Source organism: Actinoplanes sp. KI2 (genome assembly GCF_025630775.1).
In the GTDB taxonomy this organism is placed as follows: Bacteria; Actinomycetota; Actinomycetes; order Mycobacteriales; family Micromonosporaceae; genus Actinoplanes.
In genome coordinates this window covers 60,097-82,512 of the sequence record NZ_JAOSZE010000039.1, presented here as the reverse complement: position 1 = coordinate 82,512, position 22,416 = coordinate 60,097, and the positions used below count along the sequence as shown (strand labels likewise).

General features: G+C 74.6%; 14 protein-coding genes. 4 read left to right on the top strand and 10 right to left on the bottom strand.

Features of this window, described 5'->3' with window-relative positions; translation table 11 throughout:
• Positions 1-89: 89 nt before the first annotated feature.
• Positions 90-1,235, top strand: coding sequence for a tetratricopeptide repeat protein (locus ODJ79_RS34630; protein ID WP_263027867.1), 1,146 nt, complete (start codon positions 90-92; stop codon positions 1,233-1,235).
• Positions 1,236-1,259: 24 nt separating this feature from the next.
• On the opposite strand, the gene ODJ79_RS34625 is transcribed toward ODJ79_RS34630, so the two are convergent.
• Positions 1,260-2,474 carry a hypothetical protein gene (locus ODJ79_RS34625; RefSeq protein ID WP_263027866.1) on the bottom strand — a complete coding sequence of 405 codons (1,215 nt, stop codon included), beginning with the start codon at positions 2,472-2,474 and terminating at the stop codon, positions 1,260-1,262.
• Between the two features lie 221 nt (positions 2,475-2,695).
• On the opposite strand from ODJ79_RS34625, the gene ODJ79_RS34620 reads away from it, so the two are divergent.
• Positions 2,696-2,926: a hypothetical protein gene (locus tag ODJ79_RS34620; protein ID WP_263027865.1), complete on the top strand. Its 231-nt coding sequence runs from the start codon at positions 2,696-2,698 to the stop codon at positions 2,924-2,926.
• Here ODJ79_RS34620 and ODJ79_RS34615 read toward each other — a convergent pair.
• Positions 2,843-3,949, bottom strand: coding sequence for a hypothetical protein (locus ODJ79_RS34615; protein WP_263027864.1), 1,107 nt, complete (start codon positions 3,947-3,949; stop codon positions 2,843-2,845). The genes ODJ79_RS34620 and ODJ79_RS34615 overlap by 84 nt on opposite strands.
• 531 nt (positions 3,950-4,480) lie before the next feature.
• Here ODJ79_RS34615 and ODJ79_RS34610 point away from each other — a divergent pair.
• Positions 4,481-5,734: a hypothetical protein gene (locus tag ODJ79_RS34610; RefSeq protein WP_263027863.1), complete on the top strand. Its 1,254-nt coding sequence runs from the start codon at positions 4,481-4,483 to the stop codon at positions 5,732-5,734.
• A 25-nt stretch (positions 5,735-5,759) separates the two neighbouring features.
• On the opposite strand, the gene ODJ79_RS34605 is transcribed toward ODJ79_RS34610, so the two are convergent.
• The 8 genes from ODJ79_RS34605 to ODJ79_RS34570 all read right to left on the bottom strand — a co-directional run bounded on the left by ODJ79_RS34605 (position 5,760) and on the right by ODJ79_RS34570 (position 18,619).
• The gene (locus ODJ79_RS34605; RefSeq protein WP_263027862.1) at positions 5,760-6,455 is read right to left on the bottom strand and encodes a Crp/Fnr family transcriptional regulator; all 696 of its coding nucleotides are present in this window, start codon (positions 6,453-6,455) and stop codon (positions 5,760-5,762) included.
• Positions 6,452-7,513, bottom strand: coding sequence for a hypothetical protein (locus ODJ79_RS34600; RefSeq protein WP_263027861.1), 1,062 nt, complete (start codon positions 7,511-7,513; stop codon positions 6,452-6,454). The genes ODJ79_RS34605 and ODJ79_RS34600 overlap by 4 nt, the downstream gene beginning before the upstream one ends.
• Positions 7,514-7,785: 272 nt before the next feature.
• Positions 7,786-9,939, bottom strand: a complete 2,154-nt coding sequence (locus tag ODJ79_RS34595; protein ID WP_263027860.1) for a CHAT domain-containing protein — start codon at positions 9,937-9,939, stop codon at positions 7,786-7,788.
• 46 nt (positions 9,940-9,985) lie between these two features.
• Positions 9,986-11,782, bottom strand: a complete 1,797-nt coding sequence (locus ODJ79_RS34590; RefSeq protein WP_263027859.1) for a WD40 repeat domain-containing protein — start codon at positions 11,780-11,782, stop codon at positions 9,986-9,988.
• Positions 11,783-11,790: 8 nt separating this feature from the next.
• The gene (locus tag ODJ79_RS34585) at positions 11,791-12,801 is read right to left on the bottom strand and encodes a hypothetical protein (protein WP_263027858.1); all 1,011 of its coding nucleotides are present in this window, start codon (positions 12,799-12,801) and stop codon (positions 11,791-11,793) included.
• Positions 12,802-12,968: 167 nt separating this feature from the next.
• Positions 12,969-13,193, bottom strand: a complete 225-nt coding sequence (locus ODJ79_RS34580) for a hypothetical protein (RefSeq protein WP_263027857.1) — start codon at positions 13,191-13,193, stop codon at positions 12,969-12,971.
• A 29-nt stretch (positions 13,194-13,222) separates the two neighbouring features.
• On the bottom strand, positions 13,223-15,739 hold the full coding sequence (locus tag ODJ79_RS34575) for a caspase domain-containing protein (protein WP_263027856.1): 2,517 nt from the start codon (positions 15,737-15,739) through the stop codon (positions 13,223-13,225).
• Positions 15,740-15,766: 27 nt separating this feature from the next.
• Positions 15,767-18,619: an ATP-binding protein gene (locus ODJ79_RS34570; RefSeq protein WP_263027855.1), complete on the bottom strand. Its 2,853-nt coding sequence runs from the start codon at positions 18,617-18,619 to the stop codon at positions 15,767-15,769.
• A gap of 118 nt (positions 18,620-18,737) precedes the next feature.
• On the opposite strand from ODJ79_RS34570, the gene ODJ79_RS34565 reads away from it, so the two are divergent.
• A complete protein-coding gene (locus tag ODJ79_RS34565; RefSeq protein WP_263027854.1) occupies positions 18,738-22,412 on the top strand; it encodes a CHAT domain-containing protein in 3,675 nt (1,224 codons plus the stop codon).
• Positions 22,413-22,416: the final 4 nt, after the last annotated feature.

Sequence of the window (22,416 nt, the reverse complement as noted above, 5' to 3'; positions counted from 1 at the left end):
CCCAGGGTGCGAAACCGGCAGAACGCCGAAATTCACCGCTCAGACGAGTTCCGCTGCGCCACGCTCCGCCCCGGACGCACGATGGCGGCATGACGAATGGGCCCGCCGACACCGGACACGGCCTCGACCCGTCGGCGTGCGCCGACCGGGCGCGGGAGCTGTCCAACCGCTCGCTGGTCCTCGGCGAACAGAACCACGCCGACGAGGCGTTGACCTGCGCCGGCGAGGCGGTGATGCACTACCGGCACCTCGCCGCCGAGGATCCCGGATACCGCCGGGTCCTCGCCAAGGCGCTGTCCAACTGGGCGGTGGCGCTGGACCGGCTCGACCGCTACGACGAGGCCCAGGCCGCGCTGACCGAGGCGGTCGCGATTCACCGCGCCTGCGCCGACGACGGACCCGGCCGTCAGGATCTGGCGATCGCGCTCACCAACCTCGCCCTCAACCTCACCCAGCAGCGCGAGTCCGAGCAGGCGGTGACCCCGGCCTGGGAGGCGGTTGCCCTGCTGCGCGGGCTGTTGCAGACCGGCGAGGGCGACGAGGACACCGTCAACCACCTGGGTGCCGCGCTCACCAACTGGTCCAATGCCCTGCGCGCGGCCGGGCGCGGCGACGAGGCGAGCGAGAAGCTGGCCGAGGCGCTGCAGGTGGCCCGCGAGCACCTCGACCCCGCCGACCCGGGCTCCCTGGTGCGGCACGCCCAGCTGCTGCACAACCTCGGCATGGACCGGGCCGACCAGGGATCGATCGACGAGGCCGTCGCGCTGCTGAGCGAGGCGGAGTCGCTGCTGACCACCGCGGCCGAGGCCGAGCCGGGATACCGCTGGATGGCCGCCCAGACCGGCTACGAGCTCGGCGTCCGGCTGGCCGAGGCGCAGCGGGCGGAACCCGCCTGCGACGCGTTCGACCGGGTGGTGCGGTGGCGGCGCAAGCTGGTCGCCGACGATCCCGACCGGTACGTTCTCGACCTGGCCCGAGCATTACGCAACCTGTCCGGCACCCACGAGAGTCTCGCCGACGACGCCGACCGGCCCGGCGACCGGGAGGCACACCTCGAGGCAGCGATGACGGCCCAGGCCGAGGCGGTCATGGTGATGCGCGACCTGAGCGGCCATGAGCCGCGGCGCCGGGCCGAGTTCACCGAGACCCTCCTCGAGTACGCCGTCCTGCTGGACGCCGCAGACCGCCCCGCGGACGCGGCAGCCGCCCGGGCCGAGGCCGAGGGCGGACCGTGACTCCGCCGCCATGACTTCCCGGACCTAGACATCGGCCAGGATCGAAGTCAGCCGCTCGGTCACCCCGATCCCCGGCTGGAGCCGATCGAGAGCGGCGGCCAGGTCGCGCATGATCCGTACCACCTCGGACGGTGCCGGACGGATCGACCCCGCCGCGCGCAGCAGATGATCGGCGGCGTCCTCGACGTCCAGGCGGCCGGCCGGCGATCCCTGCGTCCGGGCCCGGAACAGAAGGCCCAGAGCGTAAAGCAGATGATCCGTACGGTTGGCCCGGCCACTGTCGACGACGGCCCCGGCCAGCGCCACGATCTCGTCGACCTCGTCGGCGGGCAGCGGGCGGGCACCCGGCACCAGCAGCCCCTCGATCGCGGTGAACAGCTCGACGCCGCCGGCGATCAGGTCGCGGAGGCGGTCACGCATCGCCGCCACCCGATCGGTCGCGCGGGCCGGCCGGTCGAGTCCCGGCCTCGGCGTCGCCGGCTCGGCGTCCATCGTCATCGCCGGGCGACCGGCGTCGTACAGCGAGACCACGCCGCCGGTGAATCCGCGACCGGCACGCGCCGACTGCTCCTCGTGGAACTGCTGGAAGACCATCGTCGCCGCGAAGAACTGACTCATGTTCTCCTGCGACAGCCCGCCGCGAACGGCCGCCACGATCGTGCCGAGGGCCTCCGCCACCGTCCGCAGCGACTCGGCGGCGTACCGGCCCTCGGCCGACACCGCCGGCAGGTCGAGCACCTCGCCGAAGCACCGGATCGCCCGGTCGACGTCCGCCTCGGCGGTGGGCGGCAGGGCCGAGCCGGCGGTCGGTGCGGCCAGGTTGGCCCCGTTCAGCGCCCGGGCCGTCGTGATCAGATGGAGCTGACCCAGCGTGAGCCGCCCCATGACCCGCAGGGACGGCGCGAGCCGCGGAGCGCCGATACCGTCCTCGAGCAGGGCGATCGCCCGGACCCGATCGTCGTCGGGGCTGCCGTGGATCAGGTGCCGGGTGCCGAGCAGGGTCCCGAGCTGGGCGGCCGACTGCCGACGCCCGGGATCTCCGGCGTCGAGGTATCCGTACGCCTCCTCCGCGGTCCCGATCGCCTCGGTCAGCAGGACCGGCGCCTCGGGCAGGTCGGGCCCGACCTGCCAGTGCCGGTCGACGAGCTCCGTGGTGATCTCCAGCAACGGCCCCACCCGGGACGGTCCACGCAGACCGGCAAGCTTGGCGCGAAGCTGTTCCAGTCGGTCCCTGGACATGACTTTCTCCCATCCGTCGCCGTTATCTGACGGACCGGCCCTCGCCCGTCCGCCAGAGCCTGGATACGAGCCGTCACCGCCGAAGGGATCGACATGGCCATCGAGACATTTGTCCCGCCACGACCGGCTGCGCGGGGGAGGCGGGACCGTACCTGCGGGGTTCACAATCGGTGTGTGATCCGTACCTTCGCGCGCACTGTCGGCCCCGGACGACCGCTCTGATGGAACTCACCCCGGCGCGGCTGGAACGGATCCGGCAGGTCCTCGAGGAGGAGCTCCGGCAGGCGTACGCCGAGGTGCTCGATCGCGGCGTGTCCCCGGAGGCCGCGGACGCGGCGATTGCCGACCGCCGCCGGGCGCTGGAGGCGTTAGCGCAGCGATTCGTCGTGGACGACCCGCAGAACGCGGTCCACGAGGCCGGCGACGGCGACGGGGTCGGCCAGCCGCTCTGACAGGTGCTGATGGCGGCCGTCGACGCCGTTCGACGGAGCCCGGTCGAGCTCGTCCGACCCGGTACCGCCGAGGAACAGCTGGGTCAGCACCTCGACGACGGTGGCGGTGGGATCGTGCTGGTGCTCGATGCCGGCTCGGATGGCCGCGACGGCGACGCCGGCCAGACCGCTGAGCCGCGCCTCGACCAGGTCCTCCGGGCCGACCGCGACCAGCGGGCGCGGATCGGTGACCTCGTCGCCGGGTGGCGGCGCGACCGGCGCCACCTTGAGGCCCAGCGGCCGCTCCACGTAGTCCTGGTACCACTGGGGCCGCCGCTGCATCGCGGCCAGCACCTGCTCGACCTCGGCGGCCACCCGCGCGGGGGTGCTGCCCGCGACGTCGCGGGTGCGCTCGGCCCGCAGCTGCGCCCAGCGGTCCAGCGGCCACAGGCCGCCCCCGGCGCCGGTCGGCACGCCGACCCACTCCAGGATCTTCAGGGCGAGCTCGCCCAGCCACGGGTCCTCGCCCAGGTCGGCGGAGAGGGCGCGGGTCATCCGCGGCCGCTGGAGCGCGCCCCGCTCGCCGCGCCGGCGGCGATGACCGTCGACGGTCGCGTTCAGCGCCCGGCGGGCCAGCCACGCCTCCAGGTCGTCGATCGGCTTCCGGGCGGCCAGCAGGTAGTCGATCACGGATTCGACGTCGTCGTAGTAGCCGTCGAGGCACGGCCCATCCATGTACGGGATGCCGCGGGCGCACCAGGAGTGCCCGCGCGTGTTCAGCTCGAGCCGGCGGGTGACCACGTCGAAGACGATCTGGTGGCACACCGCGAACGCCGTCCGGCACAGCCGCGGACCGTGCCCGGCCGCGATCGCCGCGCTCAGCTCGCCACGTTTGGCCAGGCCACGCAGCCAGGAGACGTCATCGGTCACGTGCGGGCGCCGGTACGTGCGGCGCTGGTTGGGGATGCGTGGCAGCCCCGGCCCGGCAAAGCCGGGCCGGTACCTGTTGCCGGAGGCCGTCGCGGCCTCGTCAGCATTGCTCACCGTTGCCGTCCTCGGATCGTTCAGACCGCGCCATTCCGGCAATACGGTCAATTACCTGTAAGCAGAGAAAAATTTCGCCCGGTCGAGTGTGGAATTTGGGTGCTCTCGGTCGCCATGCCCCACGGACAGGAATGGCTGTCCGTGCCGAATGAGTGACGGACAGGGGAGCCACGGCGGCCGGGTGGGTTAACCCGTTCGGTGGTCCCCAACGCAGTTCTCGGTCAGCCATCAACCCACCGCGTCCACGTTGCCCGGCGAGCACTGGCCATCCTGGACGAACTCGAAGAGTGACTTTCCGTCATTCAGCGGGGTCGGTTTCACGCTCGGTGGCGGGTCGACGCGTGGTCACCGCCCGGTCGCGCGAGGTCGCGATCAACGCCGGTTTCCGGCTCGGCGATACCACCGAAGGCGAGATCAAGTCCCGTCGACCACCGGTCGCCTATCCGACACCCCCGAGCGATGTCCGTCAGAGACCGGCACACGGTTCGCGGCCCGTACCCACGGCACGGGCTCGTCCATGGGGGAGAGTGAGTGACGATGATCCTCGACGAATCGCTGCCGGACGACGACGTGTTGGCCGTCTGTGCACTGGAGCCGATGGACGGCCGGCGCGATCCCGGGCCGGTCGGCGAGCGGCTGGGCCGGGTTCGCTGCGGACGTCCGCTGGTTTATCCGGTGCCGGCGGAGGATCTGCCGCCGGTGCTCCGCCGCCGGGCCGAGCGGGGCGGTGAGCGGTACGCCGGGGTGATCTTCGCGTTCGACCTCGACGTGCTGCCGTCCGGGGAGCGGTACGTCGGTGCCCGCCTCGACGTGACGCTGGCCGATCCGGGCGCCCGGGCCGTCCAGCTGGCCGCCGACGGCGACGAGTTCGGTCTGGTCCGGGGCGAGGCGGCGTCCGCCGCGGCGCTGCGTACGGTGTCCGCCACCAGGTCCCGCCCCGGCCTGCTGCGCCGCCTGAGCCGGCGGGCCGGTACGCCGCGCGCCTGGACGACGGGCGTGCTGTCCGGGACCTTCGGCTGGGTCTACGACGATCCCCGGGGCGTGACCCTGCTCCCCCGTACGTACGGAATGCACGCCCTGGTCGAGATGCCGGGCACCGCAACCGACCTGTGCGGCGTCCTGACCGTGCGGGCCGAGACGATCGACCGGACCTTGATGACCACGGCCGTCACCTTCCGCGAGCCGTTCACCGGCGCCGACGTGCCGGCCGGCGCGGCCGTCCGGATGTGCCTGGCCGCCGATGTGGTCGGCTACAGCCGGCGCGGCAACACCGAGACCGAGGAGATCCAGCGCGACCTGGTCCGGGTGTTGTCCGACGCGCGGCAGGCGGCCGGCATCGCCGAGTCCGCGGTCCGGCCGCAACCGCAGGGCGATGGTCAGTTCACCGTGTTCCCGACCGGCATCGACGAGTCGGTGGTGATACCGCGGATGATCGCCGCCCTCCGGGAGGCCCTGCTGGACCGCGACCGCGGCCGGGCGAGCGACAAGCGGATGAGACTACGGGTCGCGTTGCACCGCGGATTGGTCAAGGAGACGGCCAACGGCTGGGTCGGCACGGCGGCCATCGCCGTACATCGCCTCCTGGACAGCCCGTCACTGCGCGCCGCGATCAAGGACAACCCCGAGGCACCGTACGTCCTGGGCCTGCCCGATGTGCTGTACCACGACGTGATCGCCCATGCCGTCGAACCGCCGCTGCCCGCCGACTTCCGGCCGATGACCGTGGACCTGCCGGAGAAGGACTTCGCCGAGCACGCCTGGCTGACCGTGGGCACCCCCCGATGACCGCGGTACCCGCACCGAGCGGCGATCACTGCCATTCGGCCTGGTCGGCGAGCGCGCGCAGGCCCGGCTCGTCCAGGATCACGATCTGCCGGTACCCGGTCCGCAGCAGGCCGTCCCGGCGCAGCATCCGCAGCCCGCGCTGCACGGTGTCCTCGCGCGCGCCGACCAGGGTGGCCAGCTCGGTCTGGCTGAGCTCGACACCGATGAGCAGCCCGTCGCCGGTCGCCTCACCGCAGCTGGCCGCGATCTCGCTGAGCACCCGGGCCAGCCGGACGTGCACCGGGAACGCCGAGAACTCCGAGCGGCGCTCGTTGGCCCACCGCAGCCGCCGCCCGACGGTCGCCGTGACCTGTGCCGACACGTGCGGGTGGCGGGCGATGAAGCCCATGAACTCGCGCTGCTGGATCACCGTCGACACCACCTCGCCGCAGGTGGTGACGGTGGCGCTGCGCCCGCTGCCGGTGACCGCGGCCAGCTCGCCGACCAGGTCGCCGGGCAGCCGGATGGCCAGCAGCCGCGGCATGCCGCCGACCGACGTGGAGACCTTGACGTGCCCCTGCCGGATGATTTCCACATGGGCGTCGAGGCGGCCCTCGACCAGCAGCTGCCGGCCGGGGGGAAGCCGCCGCGTGATGCCGAGGGCCAGGAGCTGCTCGCGGTCCTCGGCGCTGATCAGCGAGAGGAACGAGCCGGGCGCCCAGGCCGGGTCGGCATCGGTCATGAGTCTTCCTCGGCGATGATGGACAGCGCGGTCGTGACGATCCGGTTCAGCCGGCCGCGGTCGGCCAGCGCGCCGGTGACGCCGCCGAGCGGGTCGGCGGCGGTGTGCGGGGCCCGGTCGAGCGTGCCGGTGAAGAGGCCGCCGAAGACCTCGCGGATCACCTCGGGCACGGTCGTGTTCGCGTCCTCCCCCTGCCCGACGCGGCGGTCGATGAGGCGTACCGCCTGCCCGGCCAGCCGGGTCAGCTCGCCGTCCACGTCCTCGTCCGGCTCGCCGAGCGCCAGCGGGACGGCCGGCTCGCCGTACTCGTCGGCGAGGGTGCCGGCCACCGGGGCCCGCTTGCTGCCCAGCGGCCGTTCGACGAAGGACTCGTACCAGGCCGGGCGGCCCCGCATCGCCCGCAGCACGAACGCGAGATCGCGCTCGACGGCGCCCCGGTCGCTGCCCGGCCAGTCGCCGAGGCACCGGGCCCGCTCCAGCGCCCAGGACTCCAGCGGCCACACCTCGGTGCCGGCCGTGTCCGAGACGCCGACCCAGACCAGGATGTTCGTCGCCAGCGTGGTCAGCCACGGATCCCGGCCCAGCGCCTCGGCCAGCCACCCGGGCAGCCGCGGACGCTGCAACGCCCCGCGCTCCCCGCGCCGCCGGCGGTGGGCGTCGACGGTCGCCGCGCCGAGCCGGGACGCCACCCAGGCCTCGAGATTCTGGATCGGCCGGCGGGCGTGCGCCAGGAGGTCCTCGACCATCGCCTCGACGTCGTCGTGGAACCGGTCGAGACACTCGTCGGCCAGGTTGCCCACGCCGGCGGCGCAGACCACGTGACCGCGCAGCAGCTCGAAACGACGGGTGAGCCGCTGGAAGACGATCGGCCAGACCAGGTCGTACGCGGCGCCGGTCAGTGCCAGCCGGTCGTACCCGCGGGCGGCCGCGGCCTCGGTGGCCAGGTCACCGTCCGCGGCCAGCCGGCGCAACCGGTCGGCGCCGAGCCGATCGTCGGGCCGGGCCTTGGCCGTCCGGGACCGGTACAGGCTTCCGCCGCCGTTTCCGGACCTGCGCATAGCGGCCTCGACCTGGTCACTCCTCAGACGAATAGGCTGTCTGCCCGAAGCGCCCACCATGGGACTCCTTCCGACCTTCGCTCGGCGATACGAAACGGCGTGTGCGACACCGCGAAAGGTGATCGGCGTCAATGGTCGAAGCTTGACGCAGACACCTTGCGTGCTCCAGGGCGCACGAGCGGTTACACCGGTTCGCCGTGCCATTGCGAACAAAGGGGCAAAGCAGCGGTCACCATGGGCCGCCCGTGCGACCCGATCAGCTGATGCATTCCTCATACTCCGATGTGGATGAACGGTGCCCAGTACGCGGGCCCGACACCGCGGCCGCCCTTCTCCACGGCGCCGACGTCGCGCACCGCCCCGCTGCCGGGTGCGCCGGCCAGCCGGGCGTACGCCGCCGCCCGCTCCCCCGCGTCCATCGCCCGAATCCGGCGCGCGGCACAGGCCAGCGCCTCGGCGACGCCGTGACCTCGGGTCAGCCGCCGGTACAACGTGGTCATCAGCAGACAGGCCGCGACGTCGTCGACCGGCCAGAGCGACACGATCAGGTGCCGGGCGCCGGCCGCGATGGCCGCCCGGGCCAGGCCGAGGACGTCCCCGCCGGCGGTGGCCCGGCCGCGGCCGGTGTGGCAGGCCGAGAGCACGAGCAGGTCGATGTCGAGGTCGAGCCCGGCCAGGTCGGGCAGCCCGAGCCGGTCCCGCCCGGACAGCGCCAGCCGGCTCAGGTACGGCCGGAGCTCGTCCACCTCACCGTGCGTGGCCAGATGCACGATCGACCGGCCCGGCGCGTACCGGGCGAACGCCTCGGCCGTCGCCGCCGGGCCGACGAGCGCGACGGCCGAGCGCAACCGGCCCGCGATCGCGCGAACCTCGACCCCGGTGCCGGGCAGCCGGGGCAGGCCGGCGTGCTCGGGATCGCCGACCAGCAGCGCCGGGCCGTCCGGGTCGGGTTGGCGGCCGGCGCCGGGGCGGGTCAGCAGCGCGGCCGACGGCAGGACGGACACCGCGTACCGCTCGCCCAGGGGCACGCCGCCGAGCGGGAGGACGGCGAACGGCAGCAGCATCAGGCTGCCCGGCGGCGCCACGAAGAGACGGTCCACCCCGGTCAGTGTGGCGGCGACCGGCTCGATCAGGTCGGCCGCCACCCGGGCCCCGAGATCGGGTACCCGGGCGCCGTCGGCGGCGAAGCCGGAGCACGCCGAGTGCAGTTCCCGTACCGCTCGGGCCAGGTCGCGGCGCTGCCGGTGGCGCCGCTCGACGAGCATCCCGTCGCGGCGGACCGCCCAGATGATCAGATCCTGGTCGAACGACTGGTAGTACAGCAGCGCGGCGTTCCCGGGCAGCGCCCGGCGGACGTCGTCCAGGGTGGTGGCAGGGTCGAACCGGGAGCCGTCGGCGGCCTCGGTGGCCCCTTCGGCAGCCCCTTCGGCCGCCGCGAGCTGCGCGACCACGTCCGCATAGGCCGGTTCGTCGCCGCGCAGCGCGGCCGCGGCCAGCCGCTCATGGGTGGCGCCCAGGCGCGCCTCGGCCCGCCGGGCCGCCGGGTCCGGGGCCGCCCGGACGATCTCCGCTCGCATCCGGTCGACCAGGCCGAACGCGCCGTCGGCGTCGCCGAGCTCGAGCCGGGCCCGGGCGGCGACGTTGTACATCCCGGCCACCGCCACATGGTCACCGGCCAGCGCGCGGTAGTAGTCCTGCCGCACCGCGCCCAGGCTGCGTTCGAATGCGTCCACGGCCCGAGCGGCCAGCCCGTCGGCCTGCTCGGCATCGCCCAGCGCCAACGCGATCTCGGCTCGGCGCCCGAGGTCGGCCCAGGTGTGCTCGGCCGGCGTCGCGCCCGCGCGGGCGAGGATCTCCCGAGCCACCGCGGGCCGTCCGGCGCGGACGTTCAGCTCGGCCATGACCACCGCGTCCAGGCCCGTCGTTTCGTCGATCACCCCGCGTGCCTCGGCCAGGCGGCCCAGCTCGATCAGCAGGACCGCCCTCAGGTACGACCCGGCCGGCGCCCGCGGCAGCGCCTGCTCCCGCAGCCGGTGTCCCTCGTCCGGCCGGCCCGCGTTCTCGGTCCGCGTGGCCCGGTGCCGCAACGCCAACGCCGCGATCCGGCGGTACGCGGCCGCGACGTCCTGCGCCGCGACCCGGATCACCTCGTGCCGGTACGCGGCCGCGGGCAGCGCCAGAGCGAGTCGGTGGCAGGTCTTGAGATGCTTGGCGGCGAGCTCCGAGCAGTCCGGATCGGCCAGCTCCTCGGCGACGTGGTCCAGTTGCAGCGTGGCCACCGCCGCACGGGCGAACGCCGGCGGATCCCCGGGCGCCCGCAGCGCCGCCGTCAGCATCTCGCTCGAACCGGCGGCGGCCACCGTCAGCGCCGCCCACCGGGCGTTGCGCGCGAGGAGCTCCTCCACGGTCGTCCCGTCGACCGACATGTCGCCCACCTCCCGCCGGGGTCTGACGGACAGCGGGGGCGGTCTCCTACCGGATGTCGATGGTCCCGTCGCAGCGACCGATCGCGATTGCGGTGCCGACCCGGGCGGCGCTCGCCGCTTCGGCGATGTCGCCGAGGTGGACGCCGGTGCGGACGTCCCAGCAGCGGACGACATCCTCGCACGCTACGGCCAGCACATGGTCCGGGTTCACGGCCGCCCGGTCGAAGGGAGCGCCGGCCTCGCCGCCGGCCTGCAACGGCTCGCCGAGCTCCGTGCCCGTACGGGCGTCCCAGCGGCGGACCCGGCCGCCGCCGTCGTGCGAGATCAGCAGGAGGCGGCCGTCGGCGAGGCGGTGGAACCGCAGGCCGATGATGTGCCATTCGCTCCCGGTGACGAGCGGCTCGCCGAGCCGCTCGCCGGTGGCTGCGTTCCACTGCAGGACAAGGCCGTCCTCGCCGCCGGCCGCTATGGTCGTCCCGTCGATCGCCACCGCGAACGCCTCGCCCGACAAGCCGGACAGGCCCGCACGACGCCCGGCCAGGCCGATGTTCTTCCCGGTCGCGGCGTCGATCAGGCGGATCCGGCCGTCGGCGCACGCGCCCGCGAAGAACGCGCGCCCACCGGCAAGCACGCCCGCGGCGACATCCGAGACCCGCTCGCCGGCTATCTCCACGACCGTGCCGGCGAGCGGATCGCCGAGCAGGAGCCCTTCCCCGAAACCCGCGGCCAGGCGCAGCCGCCCGTCGGGCAGCCGCACCCCCGCCAGATCCCCGCACGCCATGGGCAACTTCTTGCCGACGGCCGCGCCCGTCACCGTGTCCCAGCACCGGACGCCGTCCCGCGCGGACGACACCAGCGTCGTCGACACCGCCACCAGGCCGTACACCCGCGCGCCGTGCCCGGTCAGGTCCGCTCCCGCCGCGCGGCCCGCGACGTCCCAGCGCCGCAGGCGGCCGTGCTCGGCGCCGGTCACCAGGACCGGCCCGTGGCCCGACGGCACGACCGCGACGGCGTTCACCCGCGTGGCCGGGAGCTTGACGGGTTCCTCCCGGGTCAGGTCCCAGAGCCACGGCGTACCGGCGGAGTCGACCGAGAGCAGCGCCTGGCCGCCGGCCGCCAGACGGCCCGGCTGATACCGCGCGCCCTCTTGTGGCAGGGCGCGCCCGGCGGGTTCGCCGGTGAGCGCGTCCCAGCGGTGGATCGGCCCGCCGTACACCTGCCCGAAGACGACGTCCCGGCCGCCGGCGCGTGCGTGGGTCAACGCCGTCACCGGGTCGTCGTGGCCGGTCAGCGGCGGGCCGAACGGCTCGCCGGTGGCGGCGTCCCAGCGGCGTACCAGATCGTCGTCTCCCGCCGTGACCAGGGCTGTCCGGCCGCCGGGCAACCGTAGCGCGGTCAGCGCCAGCACCTTCGCGCCGTGCGCCCGCCAGGGTGTGCCGATCGGCTCGCCGGTCGCGGCGTCCCAGCGGTGGACCTCGCCGAGAAGGTCACCCGCAATGATCATCCCGGCGGCCATCGTCACCGGGCCCAGGCCGCCGCGGGCCTGCCAACTGCTCGGCGGCCGCAGCCGGTCGCCCAGCGGCTCACCGGTGGCCCGGTCGAACCGCTGCACCGACGTGGTGTCGGCGCAGATCAATACCGGGCCGGAAAGTCCGAGGAAGGCGACCGTCGGCGAGTCGTACCGGATCGGGGTGTCGGCCTCGTCGCCGGTCACGGCGTCCCAGAAACGGACGTAGCCATCACCGCCGTGGCTGAGGACCAGTCCCGGACCGCCCGCGCCGACCCAGCGTACGGGCGCCCGATGGCCCTTGATGAGCAGGTGCGGCGCGGGATCGGCGGTCATCGTCGGAATCATGACCCATCCGGCCGGCCCGGCCAAGGCCCGTCGCCCAGCAGGTGCACGACCGTCGCGATGATGCGGCGCAGCCGGGCCGGCTCGCCGATCAGGGCGACCACCTCCTCCGGCCCGCCCCGATCCGCCCCCGGCGCCCGGTCCAGCCCGTGCGCCGCCGGCAGCTCCCCGAACACGGCGGTCAGGACCTCGGGCACGACGCCGGCGGCCTTCTCGCCGCCGGCCATCCGGGCCGCGATCAGCTCGATCGCCCGCGCCGCCAGCGCCAGCAGCTCGGCGTCGTCCCGCTCGTGCGGCGCCACCAGGGCCAGCGATTCCGGCTCGCGGTCGTCGGCGCCGGCCGGGAACCAGACCGCCGCCTCCTTGCGGCCGAGCGGTCGCTCGACGTTCTTCTCGTACCAGCCGCGGCGGCGCCGCATGGCGGCCAGGACGGCCTCGACCTCGGCCGCGACCGCGGACTCGCCGACGTCGTAGGCCCCGGTGACCGCGGTCCGCCGCTCGGTCCAGGCGGTCAGTGGCCAGATCGACCGGCCGGCCGTCGCCTCGACCCCCACCCACTCGAGGATCGCCCGAGCCAGCTCGACGCGCCACGGGTCTCCGCCGAGCTCGGCGATCAGCCAGGCCGGCGGCCGCGGGCGCTGCTGCGCGCCCCGTTCGCCGCGGCGGCGGCGGTGCGCGTCCACGGTGGACCGGCGCAGCCGCGCGGTGATCCAGCCCTCGAGGTTCGCGATCGGCCGGTCGGCGTGGGCGAACAGGTCGTCGAGGACCGCGTCGACGTCGTCGTGATAACGGTCCAGGCACTCGGGCGCCATCTGCCGCAGGCCCGAGGCGCACGCCGGATGCCGGCGTCGATGCTCCATCGGCCTGGTGACCCGGTTGAAGACGATCCGGCCGGCGATCTCGGCGGCGGCCGCGCGGAGAGCCCGCCGTTGTGCCGTCGACGCTTCGCGATAGCGGGCCACGAGCTGCCCGGCCTCGGCCAGGCTGCGGATTGACGAGTTCTCGGCCACGACCTGTCCTCCGTTTCGACGCCTGGCGTCGATGGTCGTGACACGAGGACCGCGCGGGCAGTGCCGCCGCAAGAGATACCGCCGGTTACGTACGGCGCCCGCGAACCGGTCCCCGGATACGTACGGGCCGGGCTCCGCGACGGAGCCCGGCCCTGGTCGGAGCGCTGTTACGACATCTCGCTGGGGCGTGGGCCCTCGTCCAGGTCGAGCACCAGGCTGGGCACCGCGGCGCCGTTGACGAACACGCTCACCGCCCGGCCCTGTGCGTCGGCCAGCTGCAGCTCGACCATGGCCCCCCGGGCCATGGCGTCCCGCACCTTGCCGACGACCGCCTCGGCCTCGGCGTCCCTGATGGTCCACTCCGACTGTCCGATGATGATTTTCTTGGCCATGTCCGGCACCTTTCTGGAGGGGGCGGTGATCAGATCACCGCGTCGACGGAGTACGCGAAGGAGAAGTCCTGCGGGTGCCGCTCGTGCCGGCCGAGCCCGAACTGTTCCTGGGCCAGCAGCGACGTCCGGTAGAGGCCGATGCTCGGGCCCACGACGCCGGACAGCAGTTCGTAGCCGGTGTTGACGAGCACGGCGGCCGCGCCCGCCACGGCGACCGCGGCCGCCGCGTGCGGCGCGCTGAGCACCAGGCCGGCCACCTGGGTCTCGGCGAACTGGACGACCGGGCTGGTCAGCTTGTGCTCCAGCAACGAGCCGAGCGCCTGGCTGCCGGCCGTGTCCCGGGACACCCAGACGGCGATGTCGAGGAAGTCCACGGCCGGGCCGTGGTAGATCAGCGCCCGTTCGAGCGGCAGCCGTTCGCCGTCATGGATGTTGCTGAACCGCATCGTCTCGGCGCGGTACGCCGGCCGGTCGCCCGCCCCGCCGGTGAGCACCAGCGTGTCGACCCGGATGTCGGCGCTGCCGAGCGCCCGGTTCCGGTGCACGATCAGCTCGTCGATGCGGATCGCGACCGCGCCCGGCGCCGCGCCGCGTGCCGACAGCAGGCGTACCGGCTCGGACGGGCGGTCGTCGACCAGGAACGTCGCCCGCTCGGCCGCCGGCGGCCGGTTCGGGCTGACCGTGAAGTCGATCGGCTCGACGGCGTACCGGACCTGCCCGACCGGCGCGGTGTCGACGTCGCGGGTGGCCCCGGTCGCGATCTGGGTCAGCAGGCTCTCCAGCCCGGGGCGGGCGGCGATCCTGTGGGCCGCCCGGACCGTCTGCTGTTGCAGCACCGACACGTCGACCGGCCCGTCGCTGATCAGCGCCAGCACCGTCTCCGGCCGGGCGTACGTGGTGTCCACCCCGTCCGGCCAGGTCATCGCCACCCCGGTCAGGCGCCGGGCCACGTCGTCCCAGCCGTACGTGTAGGAGGCGCCCTTCTCGAGCAGCACGCCCCCGGGATCGGCCGCGGTGAGCACCGCCACCCGGAACCCGACGCCGATGTCGACGAGGGACACGTACGCCGGCTGATCGCCGAGATTGGTCAGCCGGAAGTAGACCCGCTCCCCGGCGTACGCGAACAGCAGTGCCCCGGAGTTCGGCAGCGGCTCGGCCCGGCCGTCGCGCACCCGGCCCCACTCGATGCTTACCCGGTGCGCCAGCGGCCGGGCCGGATCCCCGTCGAGCCGGCGCAGCGCGGTCGCCTGGGCGATGCGCTGCAGATTGTCGGCGATCGAGCTGATCCCCAGCGGCGTCGCGGGATACGGCCGGTGCAACGGCCCGGCCGCGTCCCGCACCACCAGCCCGCCCTGCGCGTCGACGGTCACCTCGACCGGCGCCGGCGCGCCCGCCTCGGCCGCGACCAGCAGCGGTCGCAACGCCAGAGCGCCGCCCAGGTCCGCGGCCACCGGATGATCGGCCGGGAGCCGCACCGGCAGCCTCGGCGCGGCCGAGTGCGTCCGGTGGGCGCGGGCGTCGACCGGCACCTTCGCGTCGTCGGAGGCGAGCCGCAGCCGGGCGAGGGCGGAGGTCGGGAGAATCCGATCGACCGTCGCGGTGCCGATCGCCGGGCCGTCCTGCGGTCCGCGGGCGCCGCTGCGCATGATGGCGAACTCGTCGCCCAGCTCCACCCCGAGCAGCGGGGCGCCGAGCAGCTCGACGTGCTCCGGCTCGGCCGGCAGGAGCGGCAGGCCGGCCAGCGGGTCGAGATCGGTCGGCTCGAACGGCTCCCGCGTCGACGGGCCCTCGGTCTCCGGGCGCTGGGTCGGCGCGAGCTCCTGCACGCTGCGCCGGACCGCCTCCAGCATCGTCGCCCAGTTGACCCGCGCCCGCTCGCTCTCCCGCAGCGCCCGGGTGAGGGCGTCGGTGAGCAGGCCCATCCGGACGCCGTCGCGGTTGGCGCCCTCCCACGCCGACTGCGCGGGCGAGCAGGCCACCACCCGCACCGCGTACGGGTTGCTGATCAGGGACCGCCGATCCACCGCCAGACCGGCCCCGGCCAGCTTGGTGACGTGCGCCTGGACCGCCTCGTAGGTCGGATGCCAAGGCTCGGGGGCGGTCCGCAGCAACGTCTTGATGCGCAGGCCCGCATCGCGGGACATGTGGGCGGCGTGGCAGCAGTCGAGCACGACGGTGACGTTGCGCGCCTTGTCGGTCAGGCGGGCCAGCAGGACGGACAGCTCGACGCCGGTGATGCCGCGGAAGTCGCTGTCGCTCGAGTCGTGGTAGTCGTCGGGCACGATGAACTGCAGCTCCGAGCCGTCCGGCGCGAGCAGGCGGCCGCCGTGGCCGCTGTAGTAGAGAACGATGGCGTCGTCCGGCTGCGCGTCGGCGATGACCTTCTCGTACGCGTCGAGCACAGCCGCCCGGGTCGCGTCCGGCGTGATGAGCCGCTGCACCGTGAAGCCGCGCGGTTCCAACGCCCCGGCCATCGCCTCGACATCGTGGAGAACGCCGCCCAGGCCGTTGGTCTGCGCGCCGATCAGGAGGGCTTTTCGCGTCATGCCCGTCTCTGACGGACACCCGGCGGATCAGTCGAACAGCCGCTCCCGGCGGGCCTTGGTGATCGCCTCGGCCGCGCTGTGCACCCGCAACTTCTCGTACGCCCGGCGAAGCTGGGTCTCGACCGTACGCTTGGAAACCTTGCGCTCGGCGGCGATGGCCGCGGTGTCCAGGCCTTCGTACCGGTGGCGCAGCGTGTCGAACTCGGCCGGGGTGAGGCCGTACGGCAGGGCGGCCGGGGCCGGGCGCTCGGTCAGGTCGACGCGCAGTCGGCGGGCCGACCGCTCCACCTCGGCCCGCAGCGGTTCCGCCCGCAGCGCGGCGGCCATCCGGTACGCCTCGCGCAGCGGCGCCCGGGCCTCGTCCCGATCACCCGCCGCGGCGGCCTGGCGCCATCGGGCGTAGGCGGCCGGGTAGGGCCGGTCGAGCGCCACCCAGCCGTCCGCCACCTCCCGCCACAGCGACGGCCGGTCGGTACCCCGGATCCGCCGGCGTTCCGCCTTGCACAGCAGCACGAGCTGACCGGCCTCGGTGGACGACGGTTCGCCTTGGGCTCGCCCGGCCAGCCGAGCCAGCTCATCGCCGTCGCGGACCGCTCGGCGGTCGGCCGCGCTCCGCATGCCCAGCGCGCACAGGCGCAGCAGCTCGAGCGTGTTCTCCCCGGCTTGGACGGCCCGCACACCCGCGGCAATTTCCCCGACCGCCCGCGCGTCGCCCGCCCACAGCGCCAGCTCAGCCCGGACGGCGTGCAGCGGGCCGAGGAACCGGGGATCCCGGCCGTACTCGACGCCCTCGATCGCCGCGAGCAGCTCGCGCGCCTCGTCGAACTCGCCGCGCGCCACCTTGATCTCGGCGAGCGTGAGCCGCGGGTAGAGGCTCTCGGCCACCGGGCGGTCCAGCGACAGCTCGGTGATGATCTCCTCGGCGTCGTCCCACTCCCCCAGCAGCACGAGGGCGGCGCTGGTGTTGCCGGCCAGCACCGTGCCCTGCCGGGTGTGTGCGAGGTCGAGCTGCCGTGCCGTCGCCAGGCCCTCCCGGGTCACCGCGGCCGCCTCGCGCAGCCGACCGGCGTGTTCCAAGACCAAACCCAGGTTTCCGTACGCTCGGAAAAGGTCCTCGATGTGGTCGGCGGCGCGGGCAATCTCCAGGGCCCGCCGCAGCCTGACCTCCCCCTCCGGATTTCCCTGCAGGCCCAGGGCCAGCCCGGAGATGTTGAGTGCCCGGCCCTCCTCCGGCACCGCTCCGGCCGCGCGCGCCAGGTTCAGCGCCGCCTCGGCCAGGTCGCCGCCCTCGGCGTACTGCCCGGCCTGCAGCCGGCCGAGGGCGAGTCCGGCCAGGCTTCGCGCCTTGATCGCCGAGGCCGGCGATCCGTCCAGCAGCCGGGCCGCCGTGCGGTACGCGGCCTGCGCGTCGGCCCACCGCCCGGCCTCCCACCGATAGCTGCCCAGCCGCTCCTGCCATCGGGCGTCGTCCGGCGCCTCGGCGACGGCCTCCTCGATGTAGGCCACCGCCCGGTCCACGTGGCCCGACCAGCGCGCCGCGTCGGCCGCCCGGGCCAGCAGCTCGACGCGGGACAGGCCGGCCCGCCGCTCCGCGTCCTCGACCTGCCGCCAGACCGCGAGCGCCCGGGAGAACTGCACCTCCGCCGACGGAAAGGCCAGCTGCCGGACGGCGGCGTCGCCGGCCTGGACCGCCGAGGCGAGCGCCTCCGGCCGGCTGCCCGCGTGGTACCAGTGGCTGGCCTGCTCGGCCGCCGCCGACCCCTCGGTCAGGCACAGGCTGGAGTCCGCGGCGAGCGCCTTGGCCATCGCGATGTGCAGGTCGACCTGGATGTCCCGGACGGTCGTCTGGTACACCGCCTCGCGCAGCAGCGCGTGCCGGAACCGGTAGACATCCGCACCCGGCCCGGCCACCAGCATCTGCCGGTCGAAGCATTCCTGCAGGGCACCGCGCAGCACGTCCGGTGGGAACTCGCCGACCTCGCGCAGCAGCCGCCGGCTCATCGCGCGACCCGCCACCGCGGCCACCCGCAGCACCCGGAGCGCGTTCTCGCTGAGCACACCCAGCCGGGCCAGCACCACCGACCGGGTGTCGGGCGGCAGCCGGACGTCCTCGGGATTCTCCAGCGCGCCCGCGGCCATCAGCTGCTCGGCGTAGAACGGGATGCCGTCGGACCACTCGAAGCACCGTCGCGCCAGGTCGTGGTCGACCGCGCCTCGCCGGCCGGCGCTGAGCAGTTCGCGCAGCTCGCGCTGGTTCAGCGCGGGCAGTTCGAGCCGTTCGACGCGCCGCAGGAAGCTCGCGTTGGCCAGCAACTGCCACAGCGGATCGCCCCGGTCGAGCTCGGTCGACCGGTAGCTGGCCACCGTCAGGAGGCGGCGGTCCTGCGCACCGGCCTGACCGAGGTGCCGCACGATGTCGAGGGTGGACGGATCGGCCCAGTGCAGATCCTCCAGGATCAGCACGGTCGGCGCGTCCGCCCCGATCGCGTCCAGCATCTTGCGGACGGCCAGGAACACCTGCTGCGGCGAGCTGATCGGGTCGCCGCCGAGGTCGAAGAAGGCGGTGAGGCGCTCGTACGCCGGGCCGCCCAACGCGGTCGCCCGCGCCGCGCCGTACTCCCGCCCGAACGCCTCCAGCATCTCGAGCAGCGGACCGTACGGCATCGGGTCCCCGAAGTACTCCTCACAGGCCCCGGCCAGCACGTGCGCCCCGGTCGCCCTGGTCGCCCCGGCGAACGTGCTCACCAGCCGGCTCTTCCCGATCCCGGCCTCGCCGCCGATCAGGACGGTACCGGCCTGTCCCTCCCGGGCCTGCTCCAGCCGCTGCCCGAGCAGTGCCAACTGATCCGTACGGCCGATGAACGCCGTTTCCTGGGGCACCCGACCACCATCGCGTTGAGTTCCACGGGCCCGGCTCCCGGCTACCCCCGTACCGGACTGACGAAGCTACCCGCCGCCCGCACCCGGACGGAATGGCCCTGTCCGTCAGACCCATGATGTGGACGACCCCGAGGAGTTCCTCGACTACGACATGGAGACGCCGCCCGAGCTGATCGACCGGGGCATCGCCCGGGTCGACACGCTGGACGACGATCCGTTCACCTGGTACGTGCGCGCGTGGCTGCGGTGGCTCCGCCATGCCCAGGCCGCCTTCGATCCCGGCCGCCGATCGGCGCCGGACGACCTCGATCGGGTGGTACGCGCCGGTGACCGGGCACTGGCCGGGCTGCGGGCGGACGACCAGCCCGAGCTGCGGACCGCGGTGAGTCAGCTGCTCGCCGAGGCGTTGCAGACCCGCGACGCCGACGGCGACCTGGACCGCGCGATCGACGTCGGGGCCGCCGGAATCGACCGCGTGCACCCCGGCGAGCGGGAGTGGGCCATCCTGATGAACTCGCTCGCCAACGGACACCTCGGGCGGTACACGCGGGAGCATCGGGCCGACGACTTCGCCGCCGCCGAGCGGGCCCTGGCGACCCTGTTCGACGTCGGCTGGCCCGACCGGCCCTCCCTCTGGCTGCGGCTCGGCTCGCTCCACGAGGAGCGGTTCCGGGCCGGCGGCGAGCTCGCCGACCACCAGCGGGCGCTGGCGAGCCTCCGCGCGGGATGGGCGGAAGGCTCGAACTATCCGATGCTGGCGCTGTCGTACGCCGATGTGGTGATCAATTCCGGGACGGCGGCCGAGCCGGCCGATCTGGATTTCGTCGTCGCCCTGGCGGACACGGTCGAGCTCGGCTCGATCGTGCCGAGCATCCAGCCGCAGTGGCACTACCTGGTGATGATGGCCCATCTGCGCCGCGCGGCCGTGGACAGCCGGCGCACCGCCGCCGATCTGCGCGCCGCGGCCCAGGCGGCCGGCCGTCTGATCGCGCATCCCCTCGCCGAGCCCGGCCTGCGGGCCGAGGCCCGGGTGATACGCGCGACGGCCCGGCTCGACCTCGCGGCGATCACCCGCGATCGGATGGCCGACCTCGACCCGGTCCTGGCCGACCTTGCCGACGTCGGCCCGCAGGTCAACCCGGCGCTGCGGCGCTCCGTCGACGTGCAGCTGGCCCGGGTGCTGGCCGAGCGGGCCCGCCGCTCCGGCCTGCGCCGGGACGGCGCCGAGGCGGAGACCTTCGCCGCCGAGGCGCTCGGCCGGCTGCCCAACGGCTCGCCGGAGCAGGCCGAGGTGCGCTATCACCTGGCGTACCAACTGATCTCCCGCGCGGAGGCGGGGACGGCCGACCCGGCGGCCACCGAGCGCGGCATCACGCTGCTCGAGCAGGTCGTCGCGAGCCCCGGCACGTCGCCCAAGGTGCGGACGGTCGCCACCGCGCAGCTGGCCACGGCGGCCGCCGCGCGCGCCTACTACACCGGCGGCAGCCTCTCGGCCGTCGACAACGCGATCACCCAGGCGTCCGAGGCGTTGCGGGCAACCAGCCCGGACGACATGAACCGGGTCGCGATCGCCGCCGCCGTGGCCACCGCGCTGCTGCTGCGCTACGAGATCCGCGGCGACCTCGCCGATCTCCGCTGGTCCCTCGAGCTGCTGACCGACGCACGCGGCGAGGCGGCCGACGATCCCCACCACCACGAGCTGGCCCTCAACCTGGCCCAGGCGCAGACATTGTGGTGCGAGGTCAGCGGCGAGGCGCCCGCGGACGACACCCTGGAGCTGCTGACCGGTGTGGTGTCCGCGGCGCTGCCGGACGATCCGCGGCGGGTCCAGGCCCTGCGGAGTCTCGCCGCCGGCCATGCGATGCGGGCTCAGCTCACCGGACGGCGGGAGGACTGGGACAACGCGGTCCGCTACGCACGCGAGCTGAGGGCCGCGGTGCCGGCGAACGCCCCGTTCACCGGCCTGATGCGGTGGAGCGTAGGCGGCCTGCTGCTGCTGGCCGGCCGGGCGTCTAACGACCTGGGGCTGGTCCGCGAGGGCACCGATGTCATCGGCGCCGCCGTCCGCGAGCCGGCCAGTGACCTGCTCCGCGGCCGTTACCTCACCGGATACGGCACGGCGCTGTTCGAACTGCACCGGCGCGAACCCCGACCGGGCGACCTCGACCGGGCCGTCCGGGCGCTGCGCGAGGCCCGCGACCTCGCCGCCGGGCAACCGGGGCAGCGGGGCGCGGCCGAGGCCGGGCTGGTCCTCGCCGCCGCGCTGGACGCGACCGGCGACCCGGCCGCCGCGGCCGAGACCGGCCGGGCCGCCCTGCGCGCCCGAGCCTGGCAGGTGCTGCTGCAATCCGGCACCCAGGACGCGATGACCGCCGCCCGGCAGAGCGCCGCCGACGCGCTCGGGGTGGCCCGGACCGCGCTGCGCGCCGGCGACCCGGCCGGTGCCTGGTCGGCCCTGGAGACCGGCCGTGGACTGGTCCTGCACGCGGCCACGGTGGCCGCCACCGTTCCGGAGCTGCTGCGCCGGGCGGGCGAGTCCGACCTCGCCCGCCGGTGGAACGCCGATCCGCTGCCGGCCGGGGACGGCGCCGGCTGGCGCTCGGCCGCCCCGGCGATGCCTAGCGACGCCCGCTTCCGGGCGCTCGGCGTGCTCGGCGGCCAGTCGAGGCTCCTCGAACCACCGTCGCTGTCGGAATTGGGCGACGCGCTGACCGCCGTGGGCGCCGACGCGCTGGTGTACCTCTGCCCCGGTGCGGACGATGCGGCCGGCCTGGCCCTCGTCGTCGAGCCCGGCGGCCACGTCCACGCCCTCGACCTGCCGGCGCTCACCGGCGACTGGGCCCTCGCCTCGGCCGTCCAGCAGGCGGTCGGCACCCGGGACCTGGGCCCGGCGCCGGACCGTTCCACGGTCGGCCGCACCCTCACCGACGTGTGCCGTACGGGCTGGGACGCCGCGATCCGCCCGCTGCTCGACCGCTGGCGGCTCGGCCACTCCGGGACGCCGCATCTCGTGCTCGTGCCCGGCGGCGCCCTGGCCACCGTGCCGTGGCACGCGACGCACGGCGACGGTCGCTGGGCGATCGACGAGGCCGCGTTCTCGTACATCGCGTCGGCCCGCCTGCTCGTCGAGGTCGCCCGGCGCACCGCCCCCGCGTACGGCGGCGTGGGCCTGGTGATCGGCAACCCGGACACCGGCGACCCCGGGCAGGCGCTGCCGCACGCGGGCGCCGAGGCCAGCACGATCTTCCGCACGCACTACGCCGCCGGCCGTTACTGCGGCCGGCCGGACGGTCCGGCGGTCACCGCCACGGGCCGCGGCACCCCGGACGACGTGCTCGCCTGGCTGGCCGCGACCGGCACACCGCCCGCCACCGTCCTCCATCTGGCCTGCCACGGCGTGGTCCGCGCCGACGGCCCCGCCTCGTCCTACCTGCTGCTGGCCGACGGGTCCCGGCTCTCGGCCGAGGAGATCATCCGGGCCGCCGCGGCCCGCCCGGACGGCCGGTCGCCGGGCCTGGTGTCGCTGGCGGCGTGCACGACCCACCGGGCCGGGCGCGCCTACGACGAGGCCGTCACCCTGTCCACGGCCTTCCTCGTGGCCGGCGCCACCACCGCGATCGGCTCGCTGTGGCCGGTACCCGACCGCGAGACGGCCCGCCTGATGGTCGCCTTCCACGACAACCTGACCGGCCGCGCCGCGCGCCCGCACGAGGCCCTGCGGGCGACCCAGCGGTCGATGCGCGACCGGAGCTCCCTCGACGCCTGGGCCGGCTTCGTCCACCTCGGCTGGTAACGGC

What these genes read in the sequence shown, in the direction of transcription:
- ODJ79_RS34590 (WP_263027859.1), bottom strand. Translation starts at nt 11,782, where the DNA reads ATGACCGCCGATCCCGCGCCGCACCTGCTCATCAAGGGCCATCGGGCG.
- ODJ79_RS34605 (WP_263027862.1), bottom strand. Translation starts at nt 6,455, where the DNA reads ATGACCGATGCCGACCCGGCCTGGGCGCCCGGCTCGTTCCTCTCGCTG.
- ODJ79_RS34595 (WP_263027860.1), bottom strand. Translation starts at nt 9,939, where the DNA reads ATGTCGGTCGACGGGACGACCGTGGAGGAGCTCCTCGCGCGCAACGCC.
- ODJ79_RS34580 (WP_263027857.1), bottom strand. Translation starts at nt 13,193, where the DNA reads ATGGCCAAGAAAATCATCATCGGACAGTCGGAGTGGACCATCAGGGAC.
- ODJ79_RS34620 (WP_263027865.1), top strand. Translation starts at nt 2,696, where the DNA reads ATGGAACTCACCCCGGCGCGGCTGGAACGGATCCGGCAGGTCCTCGAG.
- ODJ79_RS34575 (WP_263027856.1), bottom strand. Translation starts at nt 15,739, where the DNA reads ATGACGCGAAAAGCCCTCCTGATCGGCGCGCAGACCAACGGCCTGGGC.
- ODJ79_RS34630 (WP_263027867.1), top strand. Translation starts at nt 90, where the DNA reads ATGACGAATGGGCCCGCCGACACCGGACACGGCCTCGACCCGTCGGCG.
- ODJ79_RS34600 (WP_263027861.1), bottom strand. Translation starts at nt 7,513, where the DNA reads ATGCGCAGGTCCGGAAACGGCGGCGGAAGCCTGTACCGGTCCCGGACG.
- ODJ79_RS34625 (WP_263027866.1), bottom strand. Translation starts at nt 2,474, where the DNA reads ATGTCCAGGGACCGACTGGAACAGCTTCGCGCCAAGCTTGCCGGTCTG.